20 protein-coding genes are annotated in these 20,592 nt (G+C 70.7%); 9 read left to right on the top strand and 11 right to left on the bottom strand.

The window, feature by feature from the left end; translation table 11 throughout:
• Positions 1-147 precede the first annotated feature (147 nt).
• Together ACFU5F_RS07440 and ACFU5F_RS07435 are read right to left on the bottom strand one after the other, a co-directional pair.
• On the bottom strand, positions 148-1,014 hold the full coding sequence (locus tag ACFU5F_RS07440) for an ABC transporter permease (RefSeq protein ID WP_383883277.1): 867 nt from the start codon (positions 1,012-1,014) through the stop codon (positions 148-150).
• Positions 1,011-1,991 (bottom strand): ATP-binding cassette domain-containing protein, encoded by a 981-nt coding sequence (locus ACFU5F_RS07435; RefSeq protein WP_383883274.1) that lies wholly within the window; start codon positions 1,989-1,991, stop codon positions 1,011-1,013. Before ACFU5F_RS07435 ends, ACFU5F_RS07440 begins: the two co-directional genes overlap by 4 nt.
• Before the next feature lie 100 nt (positions 1,992-2,091).
• Here ACFU5F_RS07435 and ACFU5F_RS07430 point away from each other — a divergent pair, with 100 nt between their 5' ends.
• Positions 2,092-2,931, top strand: a complete 840-nt coding sequence (locus ACFU5F_RS07430) for a TetR/AcrR family transcriptional regulator (RefSeq protein ID WP_383883271.1) — start codon at positions 2,092-2,094, stop codon at positions 2,929-2,931.
• An 18-nt stretch (positions 2,932-2,949) separates the two neighbouring features.
• Here ACFU5F_RS07430 and ACFU5F_RS07425 read toward each other — a convergent pair whose 3' ends face one another.
• Positions 2,950-3,987, bottom strand: coding sequence for a WD40 repeat domain-containing protein (locus ACFU5F_RS07425; RefSeq protein ID WP_383883268.1), 1,038 nt, complete (start codon positions 3,985-3,987; stop codon positions 2,950-2,952).
• A 241-nt stretch (positions 3,988-4,228) separates the two neighbouring features.
• Here ACFU5F_RS07425 and ACFU5F_RS07420 point away from each other — a divergent pair, with 241 nt between their 5' ends.
• The 3 genes from ACFU5F_RS07420 to ACFU5F_RS07410 all read left to right on the top strand — a co-directional run bounded on the left by ACFU5F_RS07420 (position 4,229) and on the right by ACFU5F_RS07410 (position 6,941).
• Positions 4,229-4,912 carry an SGNH/GDSL hydrolase family protein gene (locus ACFU5F_RS07420; protein ID WP_383883266.1) on the top strand — a complete coding sequence of 228 codons (684 nt, stop codon included), beginning with the start codon at positions 4,229-4,231 and terminating at the stop codon, positions 4,910-4,912.
• 69 nt (positions 4,913-4,981) lie between these two features.
• Positions 4,982-5,497, top strand: a complete 516-nt coding sequence (locus ACFU5F_RS07415; protein WP_383883469.1) for a Uma2 family endonuclease — start codon at positions 4,982-4,984, stop codon at positions 5,495-5,497.
• 112 nt (positions 5,498-5,609) lie between these two features.
• A complete protein-coding gene (locus tag ACFU5F_RS07410) occupies positions 5,610-6,941 on the top strand; it encodes an MFS transporter (protein ID WP_383883263.1) in 1,332 nt (443 codons plus the stop codon).
• 195 nt (positions 6,942-7,136) lie between these two features.
• Here ACFU5F_RS07410 and ACFU5F_RS07405 read toward each other — a convergent pair whose 3' ends face one another.
• Complete coding sequence (locus tag ACFU5F_RS07405; RefSeq protein ID WP_383883261.1) at positions 7,137-8,069, bottom strand: ester cyclase; 933 nt, start codon at positions 8,067-8,069, stop codon at positions 7,137-7,139.
• Between the two features lie 141 nt (positions 8,070-8,210).
• Between ACFU5F_RS07405 and ACFU5F_RS07400 the strand changes: the two genes are divergently transcribed.
• Positions 8,211-9,203: an aldo/keto reductase gene (locus tag ACFU5F_RS07400; RefSeq protein ID WP_383883258.1), complete on the top strand. Its 993-nt coding sequence runs from the start codon at positions 8,211-8,213 to the stop codon at positions 9,201-9,203.
• Positions 9,204-9,651: 448 nt separating this feature from the next.
• Here ACFU5F_RS07400 and thpR read toward each other — a convergent pair whose 3' ends face one another.
• The 3 genes from thpR to ACFU5F_RS07385 all read right to left on the bottom strand — a co-directional run bounded on the left by thpR (position 9,652) and on the right by ACFU5F_RS07385 (position 12,470).
• The gene (thpR, locus tag ACFU5F_RS07395; RefSeq protein ID WP_383883466.1) at positions 9,652-10,224 is read right to left on the bottom strand and encodes an RNA 2',3'-cyclic phosphodiesterase; all 573 of its coding nucleotides are present in this window, start codon (positions 10,222-10,224) and stop codon (positions 9,652-9,654) included.
• Between the two features lie 37 nt (positions 10,225-10,261).
• Positions 10,262-11,779, bottom strand: a complete 1,518-nt coding sequence (locus ACFU5F_RS07390) for an MFS transporter (protein ID WP_383883255.1) — start codon at positions 11,777-11,779, stop codon at positions 10,262-10,264.
• A 253-nt stretch (positions 11,780-12,032) separates the two neighbouring features.
• Complete coding sequence (locus ACFU5F_RS07385; RefSeq protein ID WP_383883252.1) at positions 12,033-12,470, bottom strand: MarR family winged helix-turn-helix transcriptional regulator; 438 nt, start codon at positions 12,468-12,470, stop codon at positions 12,033-12,035.
• Positions 12,471-12,634: 164 nt separating this feature from the next.
• Between ACFU5F_RS07385 and ACFU5F_RS07380 the strand changes: the two genes are divergently transcribed.
• A complete protein-coding gene (locus ACFU5F_RS07380; RefSeq protein WP_383883249.1) occupies positions 12,635-12,817 on the top strand; it encodes a ribbon-helix-helix protein, CopG family in 183 nt (60 codons plus the stop codon).
• Positions 12,818-12,833: 16 nt separating this feature from the next.
• Here ACFU5F_RS07380 and ACFU5F_RS07375 read toward each other — a convergent pair whose 3' ends face one another.
• Positions 12,834-14,252 (bottom strand): NCS2 family permease, encoded by a 1,419-nt coding sequence (locus ACFU5F_RS07375; RefSeq protein ID WP_383883247.1) that lies wholly within the window; start codon positions 14,250-14,252, stop codon positions 12,834-12,836.
• A 147-nt stretch (positions 14,253-14,399) separates the two neighbouring features.
• Here ACFU5F_RS07375 and ACFU5F_RS07370 point away from each other — a divergent pair, with 147 nt between their 5' ends.
• The 3 genes from ACFU5F_RS07370 to ACFU5F_RS07360 all read left to right on the top strand — a co-directional run bounded on the left by ACFU5F_RS07370 (position 14,400) and on the right by ACFU5F_RS07360 (position 18,436).
• On the top strand, positions 14,400-14,807 hold the full coding sequence (locus ACFU5F_RS07370) for a DUF2530 domain-containing protein (RefSeq protein WP_383883244.1): 408 nt from the start codon (positions 14,400-14,402) through the stop codon (positions 14,805-14,807).
• A 472-nt stretch (positions 14,808-15,279) separates the two neighbouring features.
• Positions 15,280-17,682 (top strand): HAD-IC family P-type ATPase, encoded by a 2,403-nt coding sequence (locus ACFU5F_RS07365; RefSeq protein ID WP_383883241.1) that lies wholly within the window; start codon positions 15,280-15,282, stop codon positions 17,680-17,682.
• Positions 17,683-17,881: 199 nt separating this feature from the next.
• Complete coding sequence (locus tag ACFU5F_RS07360; protein ID WP_383883238.1) at positions 17,882-18,436, top strand: hypothetical protein; 555 nt, start codon at positions 17,882-17,884, stop codon at positions 18,434-18,436.
• A 69-nt stretch (positions 18,437-18,505) separates the two neighbouring features.
• Here the strand turns inward: ACFU5F_RS07360 and ACFU5F_RS07355 are convergent, their stop codons facing one another.
• The 3 genes from ACFU5F_RS07355 to ACFU5F_RS07345 form a co-directional block, all read right to left on the bottom strand.
• Positions 18,506-18,640, bottom strand: a complete 135-nt coding sequence (locus ACFU5F_RS07355) for a hypothetical protein (RefSeq protein ID WP_383883235.1) — start codon at positions 18,638-18,640, stop codon at positions 18,506-18,508.
• A 239-nt stretch (positions 18,641-18,879) separates the two neighbouring features.
• Positions 18,880-19,773, bottom strand: a complete 894-nt coding sequence (locus tag ACFU5F_RS07350) for a hypothetical protein (RefSeq protein WP_383883232.1) — start codon at positions 19,771-19,773, stop codon at positions 18,880-18,882.
• 271 nt (positions 19,774-20,044) lie between these two features.
• Positions 20,045-20,590, bottom strand: a complete 546-nt coding sequence (locus ACFU5F_RS07345) for an MOSC domain-containing protein (protein WP_383883229.1) — start codon at positions 20,588-20,590, stop codon at positions 20,045-20,047.
• Between the last annotated feature and the right edge of the window lie 2 nt (positions 20,591-20,592).

The following is a 20,592-nucleotide window of genomic DNA, read 5'->3' as shown; positions in this document are numbered from 1 at the left end:
GAACCGGTGGGAGCGCTCCCACCCCCGCACCTCTCATGGAAACAGATCGCATGAACACGTCAAGGCGTCCGGCATCACCTGATGCACCGGACGCCCCGACCGTGTTCCCCGCGAGGCCCCCGAGTCCCGCTCCCCGGGGGCCCTGCCTCACCGGCTCAGCTTCTGGAACCTCCGCACGGCCAGCGGCAGGAAGACCAGCGTGAGCACCACCGGCCACACCCCGGCCATCAGCAGCGCGTGCTGCTCGACCCAGGAGTCACCGCCGCCGACCGGCGTGCCGAACAGGTCGCGGGTCGCGGCGGCCGTGGAGGAGATCGGGTTCCAGGCGGAGATCCAGCCCAGCCAGTCGGGCATGAGCTGCGGGGCGACGAAGATGCTGGAGATCATGGTCAACGGGAACGCGACCGCGAAGAGACCGCCCGCCGCCTCCGGGTTGGGGACCAGCAGGCCCAGCCAGACGCCGACCCAGATGAGCGCGAAGCGCAGCCAGAGCAGCAGGCCGAACGCGGCCAGGAAGCCGAGGCCCGCCTCCGGGCGCCAGCCCATCGCGAGGGCCGTCAGCATCATGATGGCCAACTCGGCGCAGGCGACGAGGAGATCGGTGACCCCGCGCCCCGCGACCACCGCCGTCGGCGCCATCGGCATGGAACGGAACCGGTCGATGACGCCCTTGGTGGAGTCGTAGACCACGAGGGTCGCCGTGTTGATGAACCCGAAGGCCATGGTCATCACGAACATGCCCGGCATCAGGAAGTCCCGGTAGTCCCCGCCGCCGGGCACCTGCATGGCGCTGCCGAAGACATAGCCGTAGAGCAGGACGGACAGGATCGGGAAGCCCAGCTGCCAGGCGATGTTGACCGGTTGGCGCCGGTAGTGGGTGAGGCCGCGGCGGACGATGTTCCAGACGTCGGCCAGCACCCAGTACGTACGGCCGTGCCCGCTCGACACGTCCAGGTCGACGGCGCTCGCGGCGACGCTCCTGTCGGCGACGGCGTTCGGATCGACGGTGGTCATGCGGCGGCCCCCTTGTCGTTCTCGGCGGTCTTCTCCGTGCGGTGGCCCGTCAGGCGCAGGAACACGTCGTCCAGGCTGGGCCTGCGCAGGCCGATGTCCTCGACCCGCACGCCCTCGTCCTGGAGGGTGCGGGCCACCTCGGTGAGGGCCGAGACGCGGTCGGTCACGTGCGCGTGGACACGCAACTCCGTCTCGTCCGACTCCGGTTCGCCGTCCGAGACCCGGGCGACGACCTTCACCGCACGCGGGATGTCGGCGCGCTCGGCGACGACGACCTCGATCCGGTCGCCGCCGACCGTACTCTTCAGCCCGTCCGGGGTGTCGTCCGCGATGGCCCGCCCCTGGTCGATGACGGTGATGCGCTGGGCGAGCCGGTCGGCCTCCTCCAGATACTGCGTGGTGAGCAGCACGGTCGTACCGCTCGCGACCAACGCCCTTACGGATTCCCAGACTTCGCCCCGGCTGCGCGGGTCGAGGCCGGTCGTCGGCTCGTCGAGGAAGAGGACCGACGGCGCCAGGATCATCGAGGCGGCGAGGTCGAGCCGGCGCCGCATGCCGCCGCTGTACTTGCCGACACCCTTGTCCGCGGCGTCGGTGAGGTCGAACCGGTCGAGCAGCTCGACCGCGCGCAGCTTCGCCCGCTTCCCGCCGAGATGGAACAGCCGGCCGAACATCTCCAGGTTCTGCCGGCCGGTCAGCACCTCGTCCACGGCGGCGTACTGGCCCGTCAGCCCGATACGGGCCCGCACCTCACGTGGGTGCCGCGCCACGTCCAGACCGGCCACCGTCGCCCGGCCGCCGTCCAGGCGCAGCAGCGTGGACAGGATGCGTACGGCGGTGGTCTTGCCCGCGCCGTTCGGGCCGAGGAGGCCGTGCACCGTGCCCTCGCGGACGGTGAGGTCGAAGCCGTCCAGTGCGCGCTTCTCCCCGTACCGCTTCTCCAGACCCTCGGCCCGGACCGCGTACCCGTCACTCATGAGTCCCCCTTCAGACGTCGCCGGATCAGAACTGGGTACACCGTACCCGATTTCGCGTACGACGTACCCAGTTTTTTCTCGAGGATTTAGACTCGGGCCCATGACTAGGGGCAAGAGCGGTGCGGCGGCCGGCACCGCGAGCGGTACGGAGAGCAGCGGCAGCGGCGACATCGTCCGCACCCAGCAACTGCTCTGGGACACCGGCCCGCGCCCCAGCCGCGGCCCGAAGCCGGGGCTCACCCTGGAGCGGATCGTGGAGGCGGCGGTCCGGGTCGCCGACACGGAGGGGCTGCACGCCCTCTCCATGCGCCGGGTCGCCACCGAACTCGGCACCGGGACCATGTCCCTGTACCGCTATCTCCCCGGCAAGGGCGAACTGCTGGACCTGATGCTCGACCGTGTCCAGCGGCCCTCCGAGAACCCCGCCGACCTCGGCGACGACGGCTGGCGCTCCGCCCTGGAGGCCATGGGCCGCGCCACGCTCGCCCTCTACCGGCGCCACCCCTGGCTGCTGCAGGTCAACCAGTCCCGCCCGGTTCTCGGGCCGAGCGCCCTCGAGGGCATGGAGAAGGTGCTCTCCCGCATCAAGTCCATGGGGCTGACCGACCCCGAACTGGTCTCCGCGATCATCGCCGTGGACGGCTACGTCGTCGGCGCCGCCCGTACCCAGCTCTACGCCCAGGAGGCGGAACACCGCACCGGCCTCACCGACGCGCAGTTCTGGCAGGCCCAGGCGCCCGTCCTCGAACAGCTCATGCTCTCCGGCCGCTACCCCCTCCTCGCCGGCCTCTCCGAGGACGCCTTCGGCGCGGACTTCGACCACTTCGAGTTCGGGTTGCAGCGCGTCCTGGACGGGCTGGAGATGCTCGTGAACCGACGGCGCGCGGGGGCGGGGGCCGGGCAGGACGGGGATGCCGGAGAGGCAGCCGGGGGCGAGTAGGCGGGTGACTCAGGAGGCTCAGGAGGACGGGCGCCGCAGCCGCCTGAAGCCCCAGAGGACGACGATCCCGCCGGCCACGGCGAGCGCGCCGACCTTGAAGGTGGAGCTGGTTCCTTCGCCGTCCGCCGCCGTGCCGCCGGAATCCTTCCCGCCGGAGGACGACGACCCGGAGCCGCCGCTCCCGGAGCCGTCGCCGGGCACGTCCCGCGCGACGACCGAGCTGCCCGATCCCTCGCTGCCGTACATGATCTTGGAGCCGTCGGTGTCGAAGGTGACGGACTCCCCCTGCCGCTGCAGGGGCACGTTCAGCCGCTCGACCTTCTTGATTGTGCCGCCGTTCCAGTCGTAGAGGATGCCGCCGAAGTACGCGCGCAGGGCGAGCTGCTTGCCGTCCGGCGAGAACGCGCCGTCGGTGACCTCCAGATCGGGGACCGAGGCGACCTTCCTGAACACGTTCGTGCCGGAGGAGGAGAGGTCGGCCGGACCCTCGTACAGCGATCCGCCCTCCTCGTTCTTGTCCGCGATGTAGACCCGCCCGGTCTTCGGATGCACCATCAGCGCCTCCGCGTCCCGCGCCCCGTCCTCGTACGTGACGACGTACTGCGTGGCCTTGATCGTCTGGTCCTTCAGCTCCTTCGGCTCCGGGAGTTCGTAGATCCAGACGTACGCCCAGGTGCCGCCCAGGTTGTCGCCGATGTCACCGACGTAGAGCTTGTTGCCGGGGCCCATGGAGATCGCCTCGACGTCACGCGGGGTGCCGACGCCCGTCAGGGTGACCGTGGCGACCGTCTCGCCCGTCCTGCTGTCCACGGCGTAGAGGAACGCCCCGTCGTCGCTGTCGTTGTGGGTCCAGTAGACCCCCGGGTGCTGACGCGACGCGGCGAGACCGCTCGACTCGGTGATGCGGGTGTCCTTCATCGTGAAGCCGTCCTCGTCGGCGGCCGCGGGCGCGGCCGGGAGGGCGGCGAGCAGGACCGCGGCGAGACCGGCGAGACCGGCGCGGGGCGCGCGGAACCGGCGGAGGGGGTGAGGGCGGTTGAGGGGGCGACGGCGCATGGGCCCAAGCCTGCCATCTCGCTCCGCTGGGTGGGGTGGGGGAGCGCCGTGGGGGGGTGGGTGAGTGGGCGGGTGCGGGCTGGTGGGCTTCTCGCGCAGTTCCCGCGCCCCTGAAAGAGCCGAGGCTGCGCCCCCTGCTCTTTCGTCCGCCCATGCTCCCTCGTCTCACGTGGCGGGGTTCACAGGTGTCTTCTGTGGCGAGAGGTCGTACCGGCCGGTAGCGATCGTTCATGATGTGCGGATGCTCAGGTTCATGCCCGTAGGCGACTCCATGACGATCGGGAGCGCGGGCGAACACACGTGGCGCTACCGGCTCTGGCAGCACCTGCGCACGACGTACGACGGCCCCTTCGAGATCGTCGGACCGCGCGAGACGCTCCACGACAAGGCCACGGACGCCCCGACGTCCTACGAGTACGCCGGGACCGACCCCCGCTTCCCCCGGGCGCACCTCGCCGGCTGGGGCGAGGGCTGGCTGCACATGGCCCCGCTGATCGCCGACGCGGTCCGCTCCCACCGGGCGGACGTCCTCCTCGTCTCCCTCGGCCTGATCGACCTCGGCTTCTACACCAACGCCGAGCAGACCGCCGAGAACACCCGCCGCTTCGTCGAGGCCGCCCGCGAGGCGAACCCGCACGTCCGCATGGTCCTCCTCCCGGTCACCCCCAACGTCCGCGCCGAGTCCGACGCCCCCTTCGCCGCCCAGGTCGCCCGTTTCAACGAACTCCTCGCCAAGACCGCCGCCGACCTCGACGAACCCCGCTCCCCCCTCCTCCTGGCCTCCCCGCCCCCGTCGTACGACATCCACGGGGACACCTACGACGGCACCCACCCCAACGCCTCCGGCGAACACAAGATCGCGGCGACCTTCGCGAACGCGATGCACGAGGCGTGGGACCTGGGGGGACCGTACGAGGAGGCGTAGCCTCCGTGTCCCCTTCGTCGGTCGTGCCCTCGTCACCGTACGTACCGTTGTACTGCGCGGCCGTCCTCGATCGAGGGGGCGGCCGAGGAGGAGCGCCACAAGGTAGAGATCGTCGAGCGGACCATCTCCATGTCGCCGCAGCGGGATGCCCGTTGGAAGACCATCTTCGCGATCCTCCAGGCGCTCCTGGAGGCCTTCGGGAAGGGGGTGAACATCGTCTCGGACGTCCGCATCGATTTCCTCGGCCAGCTGAACGGCCTTGCCCCGGACGTGGCGAAGCTGCGTGACGACGCCGAGAAGGACTCCCACGGCCGCCGGCGCCACGAGGACGTCGAGTTCATCGCCGAGGTCATCTCCAAGGACACCGCCAGGAACGACTACGGCCCCAAGAAGACCGCGTACGCACTGGCCGAGGTCCCCGTCTACCTGATCGCCGATCCGTACACGGGCAAGTGCCGTCTGTTCACCCAGCCCAAGGACGGCGACTACATCAGCGACCTGTCGGTCACCTACGGCGGCGACGTCGACATGACCACCACCCTCCTCGGCCTGGTCCTGCCCACCGCCGATTTCCCCCGAGGCTGACGCCGTCGCCCGCGACCTCCCGGCCCGGGCCATCCGCACTTGCCCGGCCGCCTCCCACTCGCTTGGATGACCCGGTCGGACGGCGCGGTGACGAATGCGGGGCGGGGTGGGGATGGCGCGGGCCGGGAGCGGCGGTGGGCTGGGACGGGAGTTCCGGTGGCTGTGGGCGGCGTACGCGGTCAGCGCGTTCGGGACCCGGCTGTCGTTCGACGCGCTCCCCCTGCTCGCGGTGCTGGTCCTGCACGTCGGCCCCACGGAGGTCTCCGCGCTGGCGGCCGCCGGTCTGGCGGTGGGTGCGGCGGTGGCCGTGCCGCTCGGCCCGTGGGTGGAGTTCCACCGCAAGCGCCCGGTGATGATCTCGATGGACCTGGTCCGCTGCGCGGCCCTGCTGTCCGTCCCGGCGGCCTACGCCCTGGACCTGCTGACCTTCCCCCAGCTCCTCCTGGTCGCCATGGTCGTCGCCGTGGCCGACATCACCTTCACCGCGGCGAGCGGCGCCTGTCTGAAGTTCCTGGTCCCCCAGGAGCACCTCGTGGCCGCCAACGGCCGCTTCGAGGCCACGACCTGGACCACGACCATGCTCGGCCCGCCCCTCGGCGGCGCCGCGATGGGCCTCTTCGGCCCGGTCGTCACCGTGCTGATCGACGCCGCCAGCTACCTCCTCTCGGCAGCGGGCATCCGGGCGATCGGCGCCAAGGAGCCCCGCCCGACCGGCAGTAATGAGCCCCGCCCGACCCGCAGTAAGGAGACCCACGCGGCCCCGCCCAGGAAACCGGCTACGGGCACCACCCCCCGGCTCCGCCTCGGCGACCTCCTGGACGGCTGGCGGTACATCCTCCGCGACCCCGCCCTGCGCCCCCTCTTCCTCAACTCCGTCCTGGTCAACGCCCTGATCATGGCCCCGGCGCCACTGCTGCTCATGCTCATGGTGGGTCAACTCGGCTTCGCGCCCTGGCAGTACGGTCTCGCCTTCGCCGTCCCGTGCGTCGGCGGTCTGATCGGCTCGCGCCTGTCCCGTCCGCTGGTCGCCCGGTACGGCCAGGACAGGGTCGTCCGGGTCGCCGGAACCCTCCGGGCGTGCTGGCCGCTGGGCCTGGCGTTCGTCGGCGCGGGGCCGGCCGGACTCGTCCTCGTCATGGTCGTCGAACTGGGCCTGATCACCTGCATCGGCGTCTTCAACCCCGTGCTGGCCACCCAGCGCCTCACCCGGACCCCGCCGGACCGCGTCGCCCGCACCCTCACCGCCTGGTCCGTCACCGGCAAGCTCACCACCGCCGCCATGACAGCCCTCTGGGGCGTCCTCGCCGCCGTCACCACCCCCCGCACGGCGATCGCCACGGCCGGCCTGCTCCTCCTGACGACCCCTCTGTTCCTCCTCCCCCACCGTCACCGCGAACGGCCCGACGCGAGAACTGACAACTCCCGTGATCTCAACCGTGCTTGACGTTCCAGCATGGTCCGCTTGGCTACGGAGAACCACGTGCCAGCCGCCGACACGAGAGCGAGGGATCCCCGCTCCATGTGATGACCGCCGCAAGCAGCCCGACGGCCGTCGGCTCCTCACCGCCTGCCAGAACACGCAGGTCCTGGCAGGCTGAGCGAGCGGACGGCCGGGCGCTCCGGGAAAACGGCGCGGCGGTCAGAACATCGTGTTGTCGTTCGCCGAGGTCTCCGGCACGTCCTGTATCGCGTCCCAGTGCTCCACGATCTTCCCGTTCCGCACCCGGAACAGGTCGAGGACGGCCTGCCCCCGCGCCCCCGGCGCGTTTCCGTAGTGGCTGTGGACGGCGACGAGGTCGCCCTCGGCGATGACACGCTTGCGCGAGACCGCGAGGGCGGGGAACTGCTGGAAGTAGCCGCCCAGACCGGCCTTGACCCCCTCCACGCCGTCGGGGACGTCCGGGTTGTGCTGGTGGTACTCGGGCCCCCAGTACTCGTCGATCGCCGACAGGTCCTTCCGCACCATCAGCCGGTCGAACGCCCTGGTCACCAGCTTCTCGTTGGACGAGGTCAGCCACGCCGGTCCCGGCTCGCCCGTCCGGGGCCGGCTGACCGTGGAGAACATGTCGTTGCCGTTGGCCGAGGACGCCGGCACGTCCTGCGCCACGTCCCAGTGCTCGGCGATCCGCCCGCCCTGGAAACGGAAGATGTCGAAGACGGCGGAGCCCCGACTGCCGGGTGTCAGCACGACGTTGGAGTGCACGAGCACGAGGTCGCCCTGCGAGACGACCCGCTTGACGTCGTACGCGGCCTCCGGGAACTGCTGGTGCACCACGAAGGCGAGCCCCTTCAGCGTCTCCGCCCCGTCCGCCGCGAGCGGATTGTGCTGGATATAGTCCTGCCGCACGTACCGGTCCACGACCGCCGTGTCCCCGTCCTCGAACACCCCCTTCAGCACGCGTACGGCCACGGACTTCTGGTACCCGAGCCGCGCGGCGTCCCCGTACGGGGCCCGCTCGCCGACGGCGGCGGCCGGGGCCGCGACGGCCGGTACGACGGCGACGGTGGAGGTGAGCGCGACGGCCGCGAGGATGGCGACGAGGGCGCGGCGGGCAGGCGTGGTGGGGGTCACGATGCTCCCATCGGAGAAGTGAGCTTGAAACTTCAAGCTTCTACTTACGAAAGGAAAGCACTACCCCTTGGTTAGCGTCAAGATCCCTCCCCCTTCCTCCCCCTTGCCTAGAGCGCACTCCACCGCCTTGGCTAGACGGTCATGGAGTACACACAGCTCGGACGCACAGGTCTCAAGGTCAGTCGGCTGGTCCTCGGCACGATGAACTTCGGTCCGCAGACGGACGAAGCGGACAGTCACGCGATCATGGACGCCGCACTGGACGCGGGCATCAACTTCTTCGACACGGCGAACGTGTACGGGTGGGGCGAGAACAAGGGCCGCACCGAGAGCATCATCGGCAACTGGTTCGCGAAGGGCGGCGAGCGCCGCGACAAGGTGGTCCTCGCGACCAAGGTGTACGGGAACATGGCCGCGTCCGCCGACTCCTGGCCCAACCACGACAAGCTCTCCGCGCTGAACATCCGGCGGGCCGTGGACGCCAGCCTCAAGCGGCTGCGCACGGACCACATCGACGTCTACCAGTTCCACCACATCGACCGGAACACCCCGTTCGAGGAGATCTGGCAGGCCGTCGACGTACTCGTGCAGCAGGGCAAGATCCTGTACGCCGGCTCCAGCAACTTCCCCGGCTACAAGATCGCCCAGGCCAACGAGACCGCCGCCCGGCGCGGCGGCACCATCGGCCTCGTCAGCGAGCAGTGCCTCTACAACCTCGCCGAGCGCCGCGCGGAGATGGAGGTCATCCCGGCCGCGCAGGAGTACGGCCTCGGGGTCATCCCCTGGTCGCCGCTGCACGGCGGACTGCTCGGCGGGGTCATCAAGAAGGAGGCCACACAGGGCCGCCGCAGCTCCGGCCGCAGCGCCGACGCCCTCTCCGACCCGGCCGTGCGCGGCCAGGTCCAGGCGTACGAGGACCTGCTCGACAAGCACGGCATCGAACCGGGCGAGGCCGCCCTCGCCTGGCTTCTCACCCGGCCGGGCGTCACGGGCCCGATCGTCGGCCCGCGGACGGCCGAGCAGCTCCGGTCGGCGATCCGCGCGAGCGAGCTGGAACTGAGCGAGGAGCTGCTGGCGTCGCTGGACGAGATCTTCCCGGGCCCGGGCCCGTCCCCGGAGGCCTTCGCCTGGTGACCACCACCGGCCCTCCGTAAGGGGCGCGGGGAACTGCGCGGTCGGCCCCCACCGGCGGGCGGACGAGAACGGTCCGCAGTTCCCCGACAGCCACCGCGACCTACGGCAACCACGACCGAGGGTCACCGAAAACGGCGGCCACCGAACGGGCCGCCACGGTACGGACGGCCACCACCACGGACGGCCACCACCACGGACGCCCACCACCACGGACTGCCTCCGCCACGGACGACTTCCGCCACGGACGGCCGCCAGAACGGACGGCCGCTGGAACAGACGGCTACCGCGACGTACGGCCGCCGGAACCGACGGTCACCGGAACCCGGCGCTCACCTGCCGAGCGCCGCCGCGACAGCGACCACCGCGAACATCAGCACAAGCACACCGGCCATGATCCGGTTTCGGGTCTTCGGGTCCACCCCCCGAGCCTAACCGGCGGCCCGAACGGTCATCCGGCCGCCCCGAGCGCCCAGCGCCCCACCGCCTCGTACCGCGGCTGCTCCCCCGGCACCCCGGACGTCGGCAGATTGCTGCGCACCAGCACGAGGTCGGCCACCGTCCACGTACGCCCGGCGAAGGTGTCGAGGACCTCGACGTACGGCCGTACGTCGACGTCCTCCCGGCTGCGGGCCACCGTCAGATGGGGCGTGTACCGGCGGTGCTCCCCCATCGGCACCCCGGCCCTGCGCGCCGCCGCCTCCGCGCGGTCGGCCAGCAGCCGGAGCGCGCCGAGATCCCCGTCGGCGCCCGCCCACAACGCCCGGCCGCGCCCGAACTGCCCGCCGCCGCGTACCGCCAGCGGAAACGGCTCGCTCCGCCGGGCGGCCCGCTCCAGGCGTCGGGACAGCTCCGGTACGACGTCCTCCCCGACCTCACCGTAGAAGGCGAGGGTGAAGTGCCAGCCGGGCGGCTCGGTCCAGCGCAACCGGTCCGCACCGGCGAGGCCCTTCAACTCCCCGATCAGCAGGCCGAGTTCGTCGACGACATCGGCGGGCGGCAGCACGGCGGCGAACAGCCGCACGGTGGGCGTGGCACTCATGGCGGCCACCTTCGCAGGTCTACGCCGCCGTCGTCACGGGAACAGCCCGCTCCCGGGGCACGACCCGCATCCTCGGGTGACCCCGGTTCCACCCCATCGACAGCCGCAGTCCGCCGGCCCTGACGAGGATCAGGCCCACGGTGACGGCGGCGACGGTGGAGACGACACCACCGGCGACGAACCCGGCGCGGGCGCCGTACGCGTCGGTGGCCCAGCCGGCGACCGGCGCGCCCAGCGGGGTGCCACCGAGGAAGACCATCATGTAGAGGGCCATGACACGGCCGCGCATGACGGGATCGGTGTTCATCTGGATCGCCGTGTTGGTGGTGACGTTCACGGTCAGGCCGAACATCCCTATCGGCACCATGAGCAGGGCGAACATCCAGTACGACGGGGCCAGCGCGGCCACGATCTCCAGCAGGCCGAAGGCGAGCGCTCCCCCGATCAGCACCCGCAGCCGGGTCGTGCCGCGGCGGGCGGCGAGCAGGGCGCCGGCGACCGAGCCGACCGCCATGAGGGTGTTGAAGAGGCTGTACGAGCCGGCACCCGAGTGGAACACGTCGTCCGCGTACGCCGACAGCCAGACGGGGAAGTTGAAGCCGAAGGTGCCGATGAAGCCGACGAGGACGATGGGCCAGAGCAGCTGGGGACGGCCGGCCACATAGCGCAGGCCCTCGCGGAGCTGGCCCTTGGCGCGCGGGGCGCGGCGGACGGGGTGCAGGTCGCGGGTGCGCATCAGCAGCAGGCCGATGATGGGGGCGACGAAGGAGAGGCCGTTGAACAGGAAGGCCCAGCCCGAGCCGACGGTCGTGATCATCACGCCGGCGACGGCGGGGCCGACCAGACGGGCCGACTGGAAGTTCGCCGAGTTGAGGCTGACCGCGTTCTGCAACTGGTCCGGTCCGACCAGCTCCGACACGAACGACTGCCGGGCCGGGTTGTCGACCACGGTGGCCATGCCCACGGCGAAGGCGGCCACGTACACGTGCCACACCTGCACCTGGCCGGAGAGCGTCAGCGCGGCGAGCGCCAGTCCCGTGACCGCCATCGACGTCTGCGTCAGGAACAGCAGCCGCCGCTTGGGGAACCGGTCGACCAGCACGCCGCCGTACAGCCCGAACAGCAGCATCGGCAGGAACTGCAGCGCCATCGTCACACCGACGGCCGTGGACGAGCCGGCCAGGCTCAGGACCAGCCAGTCCTGTGCGATCCGCTGCATCCACGTGCCGACGTTCGAGACGACCTGTCCGACGAAGAACAACCGGTAGTTGCGCACCCGCAGCGACCGGAACATGGACGCGCGCTCACGGGAGGCGGGGGTCTGCGGGGCGGCCGGCTGTGCGGCCGGCGGGGTGTCGGCGGCGGTCACCGCCGGGACGGCGGCGTTCGGCGGCGCCTCGGGCGGCGCCTCGGGGGCGGTGGGACGGTGCAGCGGGCCGGTGGTATCCGGCGGTGCTTCGCGCACCTCGTGCGAGGGCGGGGTGGTGTGAGGGTTCGGTGGTGCGGGGACGGAAGCTGCTCCGGGGCCCGTACTCAAAGGGGATCGCCTCCTTGCGTGGAACGCGTGCGTGTCGTGCGGTTGCGTAAGCCTCACGACTCCCGTTCTGTCTGCTGTGGCTTCTTATGCCTTCTTCTGGATGTTCCGTGCACTTCTGCCTTCTTCTGCCTGCCGGTTCCCGGGGCCGCCCATGCCCGCCCCCCGGCGGCGCGCGGACCGTCGTCCGGGCGTACCGGTGGCCGGACCGGCGTACGCCCATGGCCGAGGCGCGCCCCGGCGGGCGAGTGGCGGGTCAGAGGTGGGCGAGCTTCTCCAGGACCGGCGCGGCCGCGCGCAGCTTCTCCCACTCGTCCTCGCCGAGGCCCTCGACGAGGGAGGCGAGGAACGCGTTGCGCCTGCGGCGGCTCTCCTCCAGCATCGCCTCGGCCCGCTCGGTCTGGGTGACCACCTTCTGCCGCCTGTCCTCGGGGTGCGGCTCCAGTTTCACGAGGCCCTTGCTCTCCAGCAGGGCGACGATCCGGGTCATCGACGGCGGCTGCACGTGCTCCTTGCGGGCCAGCTCACCGGGGGTGGCCGTGCCGCAGCGGGCGAGGGTGCCGAGCACCGACATCTCGGTCGGGCTCAGCGACTCGTCGACCCGCTGGTGCTTGAGCCGACGGGACAGGCGCATCACGGCGGAACGGAGGGCGTTCACAGCGGCCTCGTCGTCGCCATGGTTCAGGTCAGGCATGTTCTTTAGCATAAGTCATTACTCTCGCTAAAGACCACCGGAACTCCACAGCGGTGCCCGTGAGGACCGCCACTCATGCCCACACCGACCTCCACGTCACTCATATGAGTGACTAGTAAGCGGAACGTGACACCAGGGGCGGCAGATACACGACTCTTGTACACATGGGGACCACTGTGCTCAGCCTGCGGATAGACGGGGAGCTGCTCGACCGGCTCCGGACCCACGCGGCGAAAAGGGGGATGAGCGTCCAGGACTACGTGATCGGGACGCTCATCCGGGACGACTTCGACGAGCGGTTCCAGAGCGCCGTCGAGGAGACGGAGAAGTTCTACGGGGTGACGTGAGGCGGCCGGGTGCCGCTCACGTCAGCCCCAGCGCCGGCATCAGGTAGTAGAAGCCGAAGACCGCCGACACCACGTACATCGCCACCGGAACCTCGCGTCCACGACCCGCGGCCAGACGCAGCACGACGAAGGTGATGAAGCCCATGCCGATGCCGTTGGTGATCGAGTAGGTGAACGGCATCATCACCATCGTCACGAAGGCCGGGATCGCGATGGTGTAGTCGGCCCAGTCGATCTCGCGGACCGAGTTCGCGAGGATCAGGAATCCGACCGCGAGCAGCGCCGGGGTCGCCGCCTGGGAGGGCACCATCGTGGCGACCGGCGTCAGGAACAGCGCGACGGCGAACAGCGCGCCGGTGACCAGGTTCGCGAAGCCGGTGCGCGCACCCTCGCCGACACCGGCGGTCGACTCCACGAAACAGGTCGTGGCAGAGGACGAGCTGGCTCCACCGGCGGCGACGGCGATGCCGTCGACGAAAAGCACCTTGTTGATGCCGGGCAGCTGGCCGTCCGCGTCGGTCAGCCTGGCCTCGTCGCCGACGCCCATGATCGTGCCCATCGCGTCGAAGAAGCACGACAGCAGGACCGTGAAGACGAAGAGGACACCGGTCAGCACACCGACCTTCGAGAACCCGCCGAAGAGGCTGACCTGGCCGATCAGACCGAAGTCGGGGGACGCGACCGGGTTGCCGGGCCACTTCGGCGTCGTCAGGCCCCAGGCGCCCTCGGGCAGGTCGGCGGCGGCCTCGATGACGACCGCGAGCAGCGTCATCGCGACGATGGAGATCAGGATCGCGCCCGGCACCCTGCGCACGATCAGCGCGAGCGTCAGCAGCGCGCCGAGGACGAAGACCAGCACCGGCCAGCCGTCGAGGTGCCCGGTGGCACCCAGCTGGAGCGGCACGGTCGTGCGGGCGGCGTCCGGGATGCGGGTGACGAAGCCGGAGTCGACCAGCCCGATCAGCATGATGAACAGGCCGATACCGATGGAGATGCCCTTGCGCAGACTCAGCGGCACGGCGTTCATGACCCGCTCCCGCAGCCCCGTCGCCACCAGCAGCATCACGACGAACCCGGCCAGGACGACCATGCCCATCGCGTCCGGCCAGGACATGCGCGGCGCGAGCTGCAGCGCGACGACCGTGTTCACGCCGAGGCCCGCCGCCAGGGCGATCGGCACGTTGCCGATGACCCCCATGAGGAGCGTGGTGAAGGCGGCGGTGACGGCGGTCGCGGTGACCAACTGGCCGTAGTCCAGCTGGTGGCCGTACATGTCCTTCGCGCTGCTCAGGATGATCGGGTTCAGCACGATGATGTACGCCATCGCGAAGAAGGTGGCGAAACCGCCCCGGATCTCGCGGGACAGGGTGCTGCCGCGCTCGGTGATCCTGAAGTGGCGGTCGAACACGCCGAGGGTGCTGCTCTGCGGGGACATGCGGAACCTCATCCCCAACAGGCAGCCCAATGCTGTTGGAGTTTTCTACGAACAGAAGTGGTCAGACAGAAACCGTTTCAGTATGAACATATAATTCAAGTCACGCCATCTCCGCGCGTAGACCCATCCGCCTCGTAAGCTGTGCCCATGGCGAAGTGGATCCCCAAGCACGAGGCACCGGCGCCCCTGGAGGGGCCCATCGTGCCGACCATCACCGGCGGCACGATCCTGTGGCTCGTCCTCTTCGTCGTCCAGCTCCCCTTCTACGGCTGGTACGAGGACCACGGACACACCTGGTGGATCTGGACGTGCCTCGCGGGCGGCGGGCTGGGCTTCATCGGCGTCTACTACGTCCGCCGACGGGACGCGGCGATCAAGCGGGACGCGGCACGAGAGGCTGAGGAGCAGGCCACCGCGCCCGGCACGGCCTCGTCCGGCACGGCCTCGTCCGACACAGAGACGGCGGGCCCCGGAACGACGGGGCCGGAGAAGACCGGAACCGAGACGTCCGAGTCCAAGTCCGACGACGTGACCGCCCGGCCCGCCTCCAACTGAGCCCGACGGCGCCGCCCCCGGGGGCCGAGGGCCACCGGCACCGCCGCGGGACGTCGGGCGGCATGAGACGTACGGCACGCCACGACATGAGACGTACGGCGCGGCACGAGAGGTACGGCGCGGCGCGCCGCGCCGCCGCCACCGAGCCCCGCCCGCCCGGCGATCGCGGACGCCACCGGGGTACGCCGACGGTCCGAAAGCGACAGAAGGCCCGCGGTCCGAAAACGACTGCCCCCGGACTCGGACAGCCCCAGCCCCTCCCCTCCCCTCCGCCCGGCACGCGACGTCCACCCCAGCAGCGCGGCAGGCACCCGGGAGGCGCAGCGCCCGGCACGCACCTCCGCGTGCCTCCCACCCCCGACAAGGCCCCGTACGACCCAGGCAGCACGGCGTGACCCGTCCCTCCTCCCCAGGTCGGATCTTTGGCGCACTCGGCGGGTGAACCCCCAAATCCGCACGTACCGTCGAATGCATGACGCACATCGACGCGGGTACCGAACTCGATCCCGCGCACCCCACGCCCGCCCCGGCCCACCCGGGGCGGGCGCGTGGTCTGACGGCCGCCGAGGTGGCCGGGCGGGTCGCCCGCGGCGAGGTGAACGACGTACCCGTGCGGAGCAGCCGCTCCATGGTGGACATCGTCCGCGCGAACGTCTTCACCCGGTTCAACGCGATCATCGGCGTCCTCTGGGTGATCATGCTGTTCGTCGCGCCCATCCAGGACAGCCTGTTCGGCTTCGTGATCCTCGCCAACACCGGCATCGGCATCGTCCAGGAGTGGCGGGCGAAGAAGACCCTCGACTCCCTCGCGGTGATCGGCGAGGCGAAACCCACGGTCCGGCGGGACGGGGTCGCCGCGCAGGTCGGGACCTCCGACATCGTCCTCGGGGACCTCATCGAGATCGGCCCGGGCGACAAGATCGTCGTGGACGGCGAGTGCGTCGAGACCGACGGGCTGGAGATCGACGAGTCGCTGCTCACCGGCGAGGCCGACCCGGTCGTCAAGCACCCCGGCGACCCGGTGATGTCCGGCAGCTTCGTGGTCGCCGGCGGCGGGGCCTTCACCGCGACGAAGGTGGGCCGGGAGGCCTACGCCGCCCAGCTCGCGGAGGAGGCGAGCCGCTTCACCCTGGTCCACTCCGAGCTGCGCTCCGGCATCTCCACCATCCTCAAGTACGTCACCTGGATGATGGTCCCGACCGCGATCGGCCTGATCATCAGCCAGCTGATCGTGAAGGAGAACGACTTCAAGGACTCCGTCGCCCGCACGGTCGGCGGCATCGTCCCGATGGTCCCCGAGGGCCTGGTGCTGCTGACCTCGGTCGCCTTCGCGATCGGGGTGATCCGCCTCGGCCGCAAGCAGTGTCTGGTGCAGGAACTGCCGGCCATCGAGGGCCTCGCCCGCGTCGACACCGTCTGCCTCGACAAGACCGGCACCCTCACCGAGGGCGGCATGGACGTCACGGAACTGCGCCCCCTCGACGGCGCCGACGAGGCGTACGTACGCACGGTCCTCGGCGCGCTCGGGGAATCCGACCCCCGCCCGAACGCCTCCCTCCAGGCCGTCATCGACGCCTGCCCGGACAGCGACGGCTGGCGCTGCACCGAGTCCCTGCCGTTCTCCTCGGCCCGCAAGTACAGCGGCGCTTCCTTCGGCGAGAGCGACGGCGCGACCAGCACCTGGCTGCTCGGCGCCCCCGACGTCCTGCTCCCCGACGGCGCCCCGGCCCTCGCCGAGACCGACCGGCTCAACGAGCAGGGGCTGCGCGTCCTGCTGCTGGCCCGGGTGACCCGCGAACTCGACGACCCCGAGGTCGCCCGGGACTCCCGCCCCACCGCCCTCGTCGTCCTCGAACAGCGGCTGCGCCCCGACGCCGCCGACACCCTGCGCTACTTCGAGGAGCAGAACGTACGGGCGAAGGTCATCTCCGGCGACAACGCGGTGTCGGTCGGCGCGGTGGCCGGGAAGCTGGGCCTGACCGGCGAGGTCGTCGACGCCCGTCGGCTCCCCGGCGAACGCGACGGCATGGCCGCCGCCCTCGACTCCGGCACGGTCTTCGGCCGGGTCACCCCGCAGCAGAAGCGGGAGATGGTCGGCGCGCTGCAGTCCCACGGCCACACGGTCGCGATGACGGGCGACGGCGTGAACGACGTGCTGGCCCTCAAGGACGCCGACATCGGTGTGGCGATGGGCTCGGGCTCGGAGGCGACCAGGGCCGTCGCCCAGATCGTCCTGCTCAACAACAGCTTCGCGACGCTGCCGTCCGTGGTCGCGGAGGGCCGCCGGGTCATCGGCAACATCACGCGGGTGGCCACCCTGTTCCTCGTCAAGACGGTCTACTCGGTACTCCTCGCCGTCCTGGTGGTCTGCTGGCAGGTGGAGTACCCCTTCCTCCCCCGCCATCTGACCCTGCTCTCCACCCTGACGATCGGGGTCCCGGCGTTCTTCCTCGCCCTGGCCCCCAACAAGGAGCGCGCGCAACCCCACTTCGTGCGGCGGGTGATGCGGTACTCGATCCCCGGCGGCGTGCTGGCCGCCGTCGCCACCTTCGTCACCTATCTGATCGCCCGTCACCACTACACGGGCGAGGGTGCGTTGGGGGCGGAGACCAGCGCGGCCACCCTCACGCTCTTCCTGATCTCCATGTGGGTGCTGGCCATCATCGCCCGCCCGTACACCTGGTGGCGCCTGGGCCTGGTCGCCGCGATGGGCGGATGCTTCCTGCTGGTCCTCGTCGTGCCCTGGCTCCAGGACTTCTTCGCCCTGCGGCTGGTCGGGGCGACCATGCCGTGGATCGCGGTCGCCGTGGCGGCGGGGGCGTCGGCCCTGCTGGAGTTCCTGTGGAGGTGGGTGGACCGCCGCTTCCCCGCGTAGGGCGCACATGCGCGCCGTAGGGCCGCGCACCCGCGTGCCGTAGGGCGTATGCGCGTGCCGTAGAGCGTATGCGCGTGCCGGAAACCGGACGACTCCGGCCCGCGTCCTCTTCCTCCGACCGGTCTCGCCGAGGCCGCACCGTCGCGTCACCGGCGTCCCACGGCACCGGGAGGCGGCGCGGGGAGGGGAGTAACAGCGCATGAACCCGTACCAGCCGGTGGAGTTCCACGCCCCGTGCGGACACCTGATCTCGGCTCCGGCCGACCGGGTCGGGCAGGACGTCCGCTGCCCGCACTGCCACCGGGTGGCCCGGGTTCCGTCGCCCGACGTGCCGTACGCCTCGGCGGTGCCCGTGCCCGCCGGTGCCGTCGAACCGGCCGCGCTGACCGCGCTCTACGTCACCGCGCTGATCGGCGGGCTCCTCGGCGCGGGCCTCGTCTATCTCGTCATGTTCGACGAGTTCTCCGAGACCGAGCTGGTGTCGATCACCCCGCTGTGGTTCTTCCCCGTCGTCTTCGGCCTGTACGGCTTCGCCTCGCAGCGGCTGCTGCGCCGCATCGCGACGGGCCGCGCCAGAGACCTCAAGGAGGCCGCCGGCATGTCGATCGACGTGGCCGGCCACTGGGCGGCCCTGGTCCTCTTCCCGTTCCTGGTGCTGAAGTGGCGCAGTTCCCTGCTCGTGTCGCTGGCGGCGGCGCTGTTCTGGGCCGTGCTGCTGTGGCTGTTCTTCGTGCTGGTCTTCCCGAGCCTCTGACGGCACGGGCACCGGCACGGCGGCCTCCGGCAGCACGGCCCACCCCCTGTCACGTCACCGCGCGGGGCCCTACGTCACGTCGACGTAGTCGGCCGTCGCGCTGACCGGCGCCGTCGTGGTCACCCCGGCGTAGCTGAAGCGCCAGTACCCGTCGTACGCGGCGGTGCCGGTGGCCCTCACGTTGCCGGAGGCGTCCGAGTACACCGTCCTGACGGTGGTGTACGTGCTGCTGCCCGCCTTGCGGAACTAGCAGCTTGACCAGCTGCTTGGCGGAGGGCTTGTAGGGGGGCTCTGCCAGTCGGCGCGGGTGAGCCGGCCCGTCGCGGTGACGGTCTTCCCCTTCTTGACCGGTTCCGGCCCGGCGTCGACGGTGAGCGGCCGAACGAGAGGGCGCCGGTCCGGGAGACCCCGGGCCGACGCCCCGCCTCTCGCTACCGGCGCGCCTACTTCACATCGACGGCGTCGGCCGCCGAGGTCACGGCCGCCGTGGTCGACGTGCCCGCGAAGACGAAGCGGTACGTGCCGTCGACGGTCGCCTTGACGGTGGTCTTCAGGGCGCCCTTCGAGGACGACTTGACCGTCTTGACGTCCGTGTAGGTGGACGTGCCCTTCTTCTTGAACTGCAGTTTCACGGACTGGCCGCCGTACGCCGGGAACTTGTTGGTGTTCCAGTCGGCGCGGGTCAGCTTGCTCGTGACCGTGATGGTGCTGCCCTTCCTGACGGGCTCGGGCGAGGCGTTGGCGCCCGTGAGCTTCGACTGGCGCTGGACCTTGGACGTGCCGAGCTTGCCCTGCCAGGTCTCCTTCAGGTCTCCGCCGAGCGGGTCGCCCTGGAACGCGAGGCCGCCGACCTTCCAGGTCGTGGCCTGCGAGTTGACGAGAGACTCGCCCGGGTACAGCTCGATGGACGCCTTGCAGCTGGCGGTGGTCGAGGAGGTGGGCGCGCAGGTCGCCTCCTCCTCGCCGAACTGCACCGGCTCGTCGAACTCGTCGAGCACCGAGCCGGGCATGGACTTGAGGTACAGGAACGGCCCGTTGGCGAAGTCCTCGTCGGTGATGTCGAGGTCCGCGGCGTGGGTGAGCGTGTAGGTGACCGGCACCGAGCGGTGCTTGGTCGCGCCGACGACGATCGGCTTGCCTCCGTTCACCTTCATGCCGGAGAAGGAGACGTCGAGGTCCCCGTCGGCGGCGGTGGCCGCGCCGAACGCCGACGGCCCGCCGGCGGCGGTGACCGGCGCCCACCGCGGAGAGGTGGCGATGCCGTTCGCCTCGTCCGCGGCGTACACGGCGGGTACGGCGAAGGCGGTCAGGGCCAGGGCGCCGGTGACGGCGCCCACGATCGCACGCTTGTGCAAAGTATTCCCCACGTGGAAGGGGCCTCACGGACGGTTCCGTCGCGCGAGACCCGGTTCAGGTCTGTCGAGCCGGCCGGAGCCCGGGAGTCGTGTGACTCCCGTGACCTCTGAGAAAGCCGTCGGCTCGGGTGATCAGATCCATGAGGCAGGGGGAATGGTTGTACGAGTTCCGCGAAAACGGTGCGGATGTCGCCCAGATCACAGCGAGCCTCGCGCTCATCCCGGCGCGTCCCGGCCCCGCCGAGTGAAACGGCTATACGCGCTCCAGCGGGCGGTGCGGCCCGGCGGGCAGCTCCACGGTGATCCCGTCGCCGGGGCGGACCGTCCCGCCCTGCCGGACGACCCCCATGATCCCGGACTTGAAAGTGAACTCCCCCGTCGTGGCGTCGAGTTCGAAGACCTCCTTCAGCAGCCCCTTCTGGAACGTGTTGATCTGGTCGCACGGGTTGCGCAGCCCCGTGACCTCCACGACCGCCTCGTCGCCGAGGCGCAGCAGCGCACCCGTGGGCAGCCCCAGCAGGTCGATCCCCCGGGTGGAGACGTTCTCACCGAGCTGACCGGCCGCGACCGTGTAGCCCTTCGCGGCCAGCTCGTCGAACAGCTCCTCGTGGATGAGGTGCACCTGACGCAGGTTGGGCGCGTCCGGCTCGTACGTCATACGGAACCGGTGCTTCACGGTCGTCCCCGCATGGACGTCGCCCTCGACACCGAGCCCGGTGAGCAGCGTGATGCTCGTCCGGTTCGGTTTGCTGAAGGAGTACGTTCCGTTCGCGCTCACTGCCGTGACCCGCGCCGTCATCG

The sequence above is a fragment of the Streptomyces sp. NPDC057438 genome (assembly GCF_042802995.1).
In the GTDB taxonomy this organism is placed as follows: Bacteria; Actinomycetota; Actinomycetes; order Streptomycetales; family Streptomycetaceae; genus Streptomyces.
The sequence above is the reverse complement of the archived record's forward strand: the minus strand, read 5'-3'. Positions and strand labels throughout refer to the sequence as shown.

What these genes read in the sequence shown, in the direction of transcription:
- ACFU5F_RS07440 (WP_383883277.1), bottom strand. Translation starts at nt 1,014, where the DNA reads ATGACCACCGTCGATCCGAACGCCGTCGCCGACAGGAGCGTCGCCGCG.
- ACFU5F_RS07435 (WP_383883274.1), bottom strand. Translation starts at nt 1,991, where the DNA reads ATGAGTGACGGGTACGCGGTCCGGGCCGAGGGTCTGGAGAAGCGGTAC.
- ACFU5F_RS07430 (WP_383883271.1), top strand. Translation starts at nt 2,092, where the DNA reads ATGACTAGGGGCAAGAGCGGTGCGGCGGCCGGCACCGCGAGCGGTACG.
- ACFU5F_RS07425 (WP_383883268.1), bottom strand. Translation starts at nt 3,987, where the DNA reads ATGCGCCGTCGCCCCCTCAACCGCCCTCACCCCCTCCGCCGGTTCCGC.
- ACFU5F_RS07420 (WP_383883266.1), top strand. Translation starts at nt 4,229, where the DNA reads ATGCTCAGGTTCATGCCCGTAGGCGACTCCATGACGATCGGGAGCGCG.
- ACFU5F_RS07410 (WP_383883263.1), top strand. Translation starts at nt 5,610, where the DNA reads ATGGCGCGGGCCGGGAGCGGCGGTGGGCTGGGACGGGAGTTCCGGTGG.
- ACFU5F_RS07400 (WP_383883258.1), top strand. Translation starts at nt 8,211, where the DNA reads ATGGAGTACACACAGCTCGGACGCACAGGTCTCAAGGTCAGTCGGCTG.
- ACFU5F_RS07385 (WP_383883252.1), bottom strand. Translation starts at nt 12,470, where the DNA reads ATGCCTGACCTGAACCATGGCGACGACGAGGCCGCTGTGAACGCCCTC.
- ACFU5F_RS07380 (WP_383883249.1), top strand. Translation starts at nt 12,635, where the DNA reads ATGGGGACCACTGTGCTCAGCCTGCGGATAGACGGGGAGCTGCTCGAC.
- ACFU5F_RS07375 (WP_383883247.1), bottom strand. Translation starts at nt 14,252, where the DNA reads ATGTCCCCGCAGAGCAGCACCCTCGGCGTGTTCGACCGCCACTTCAGG.
- ACFU5F_RS07370 (WP_383883244.1), top strand. Translation starts at nt 14,400, where the DNA reads ATGGCGAAGTGGATCCCCAAGCACGAGGCACCGGCGCCCCTGGAGGGG.
- ACFU5F_RS07365 (WP_383883241.1), top strand. Translation starts at nt 15,280, where the DNA reads ATGACGCACATCGACGCGGGTACCGAACTCGATCCCGCGCACCCCACG.
- ACFU5F_RS07360 (WP_383883238.1), top strand. Translation starts at nt 17,882, where the DNA reads ATGAACCCGTACCAGCCGGTGGAGTTCCACGCCCCGTGCGGACACCTG.
- ACFU5F_RS07345 (WP_383883229.1), bottom strand. Translation starts at nt 20,590, where the DNA reads ATGACGGCGCGGGTCACGGCAGTGAGCGCGAACGGAACGTACTCCTTC.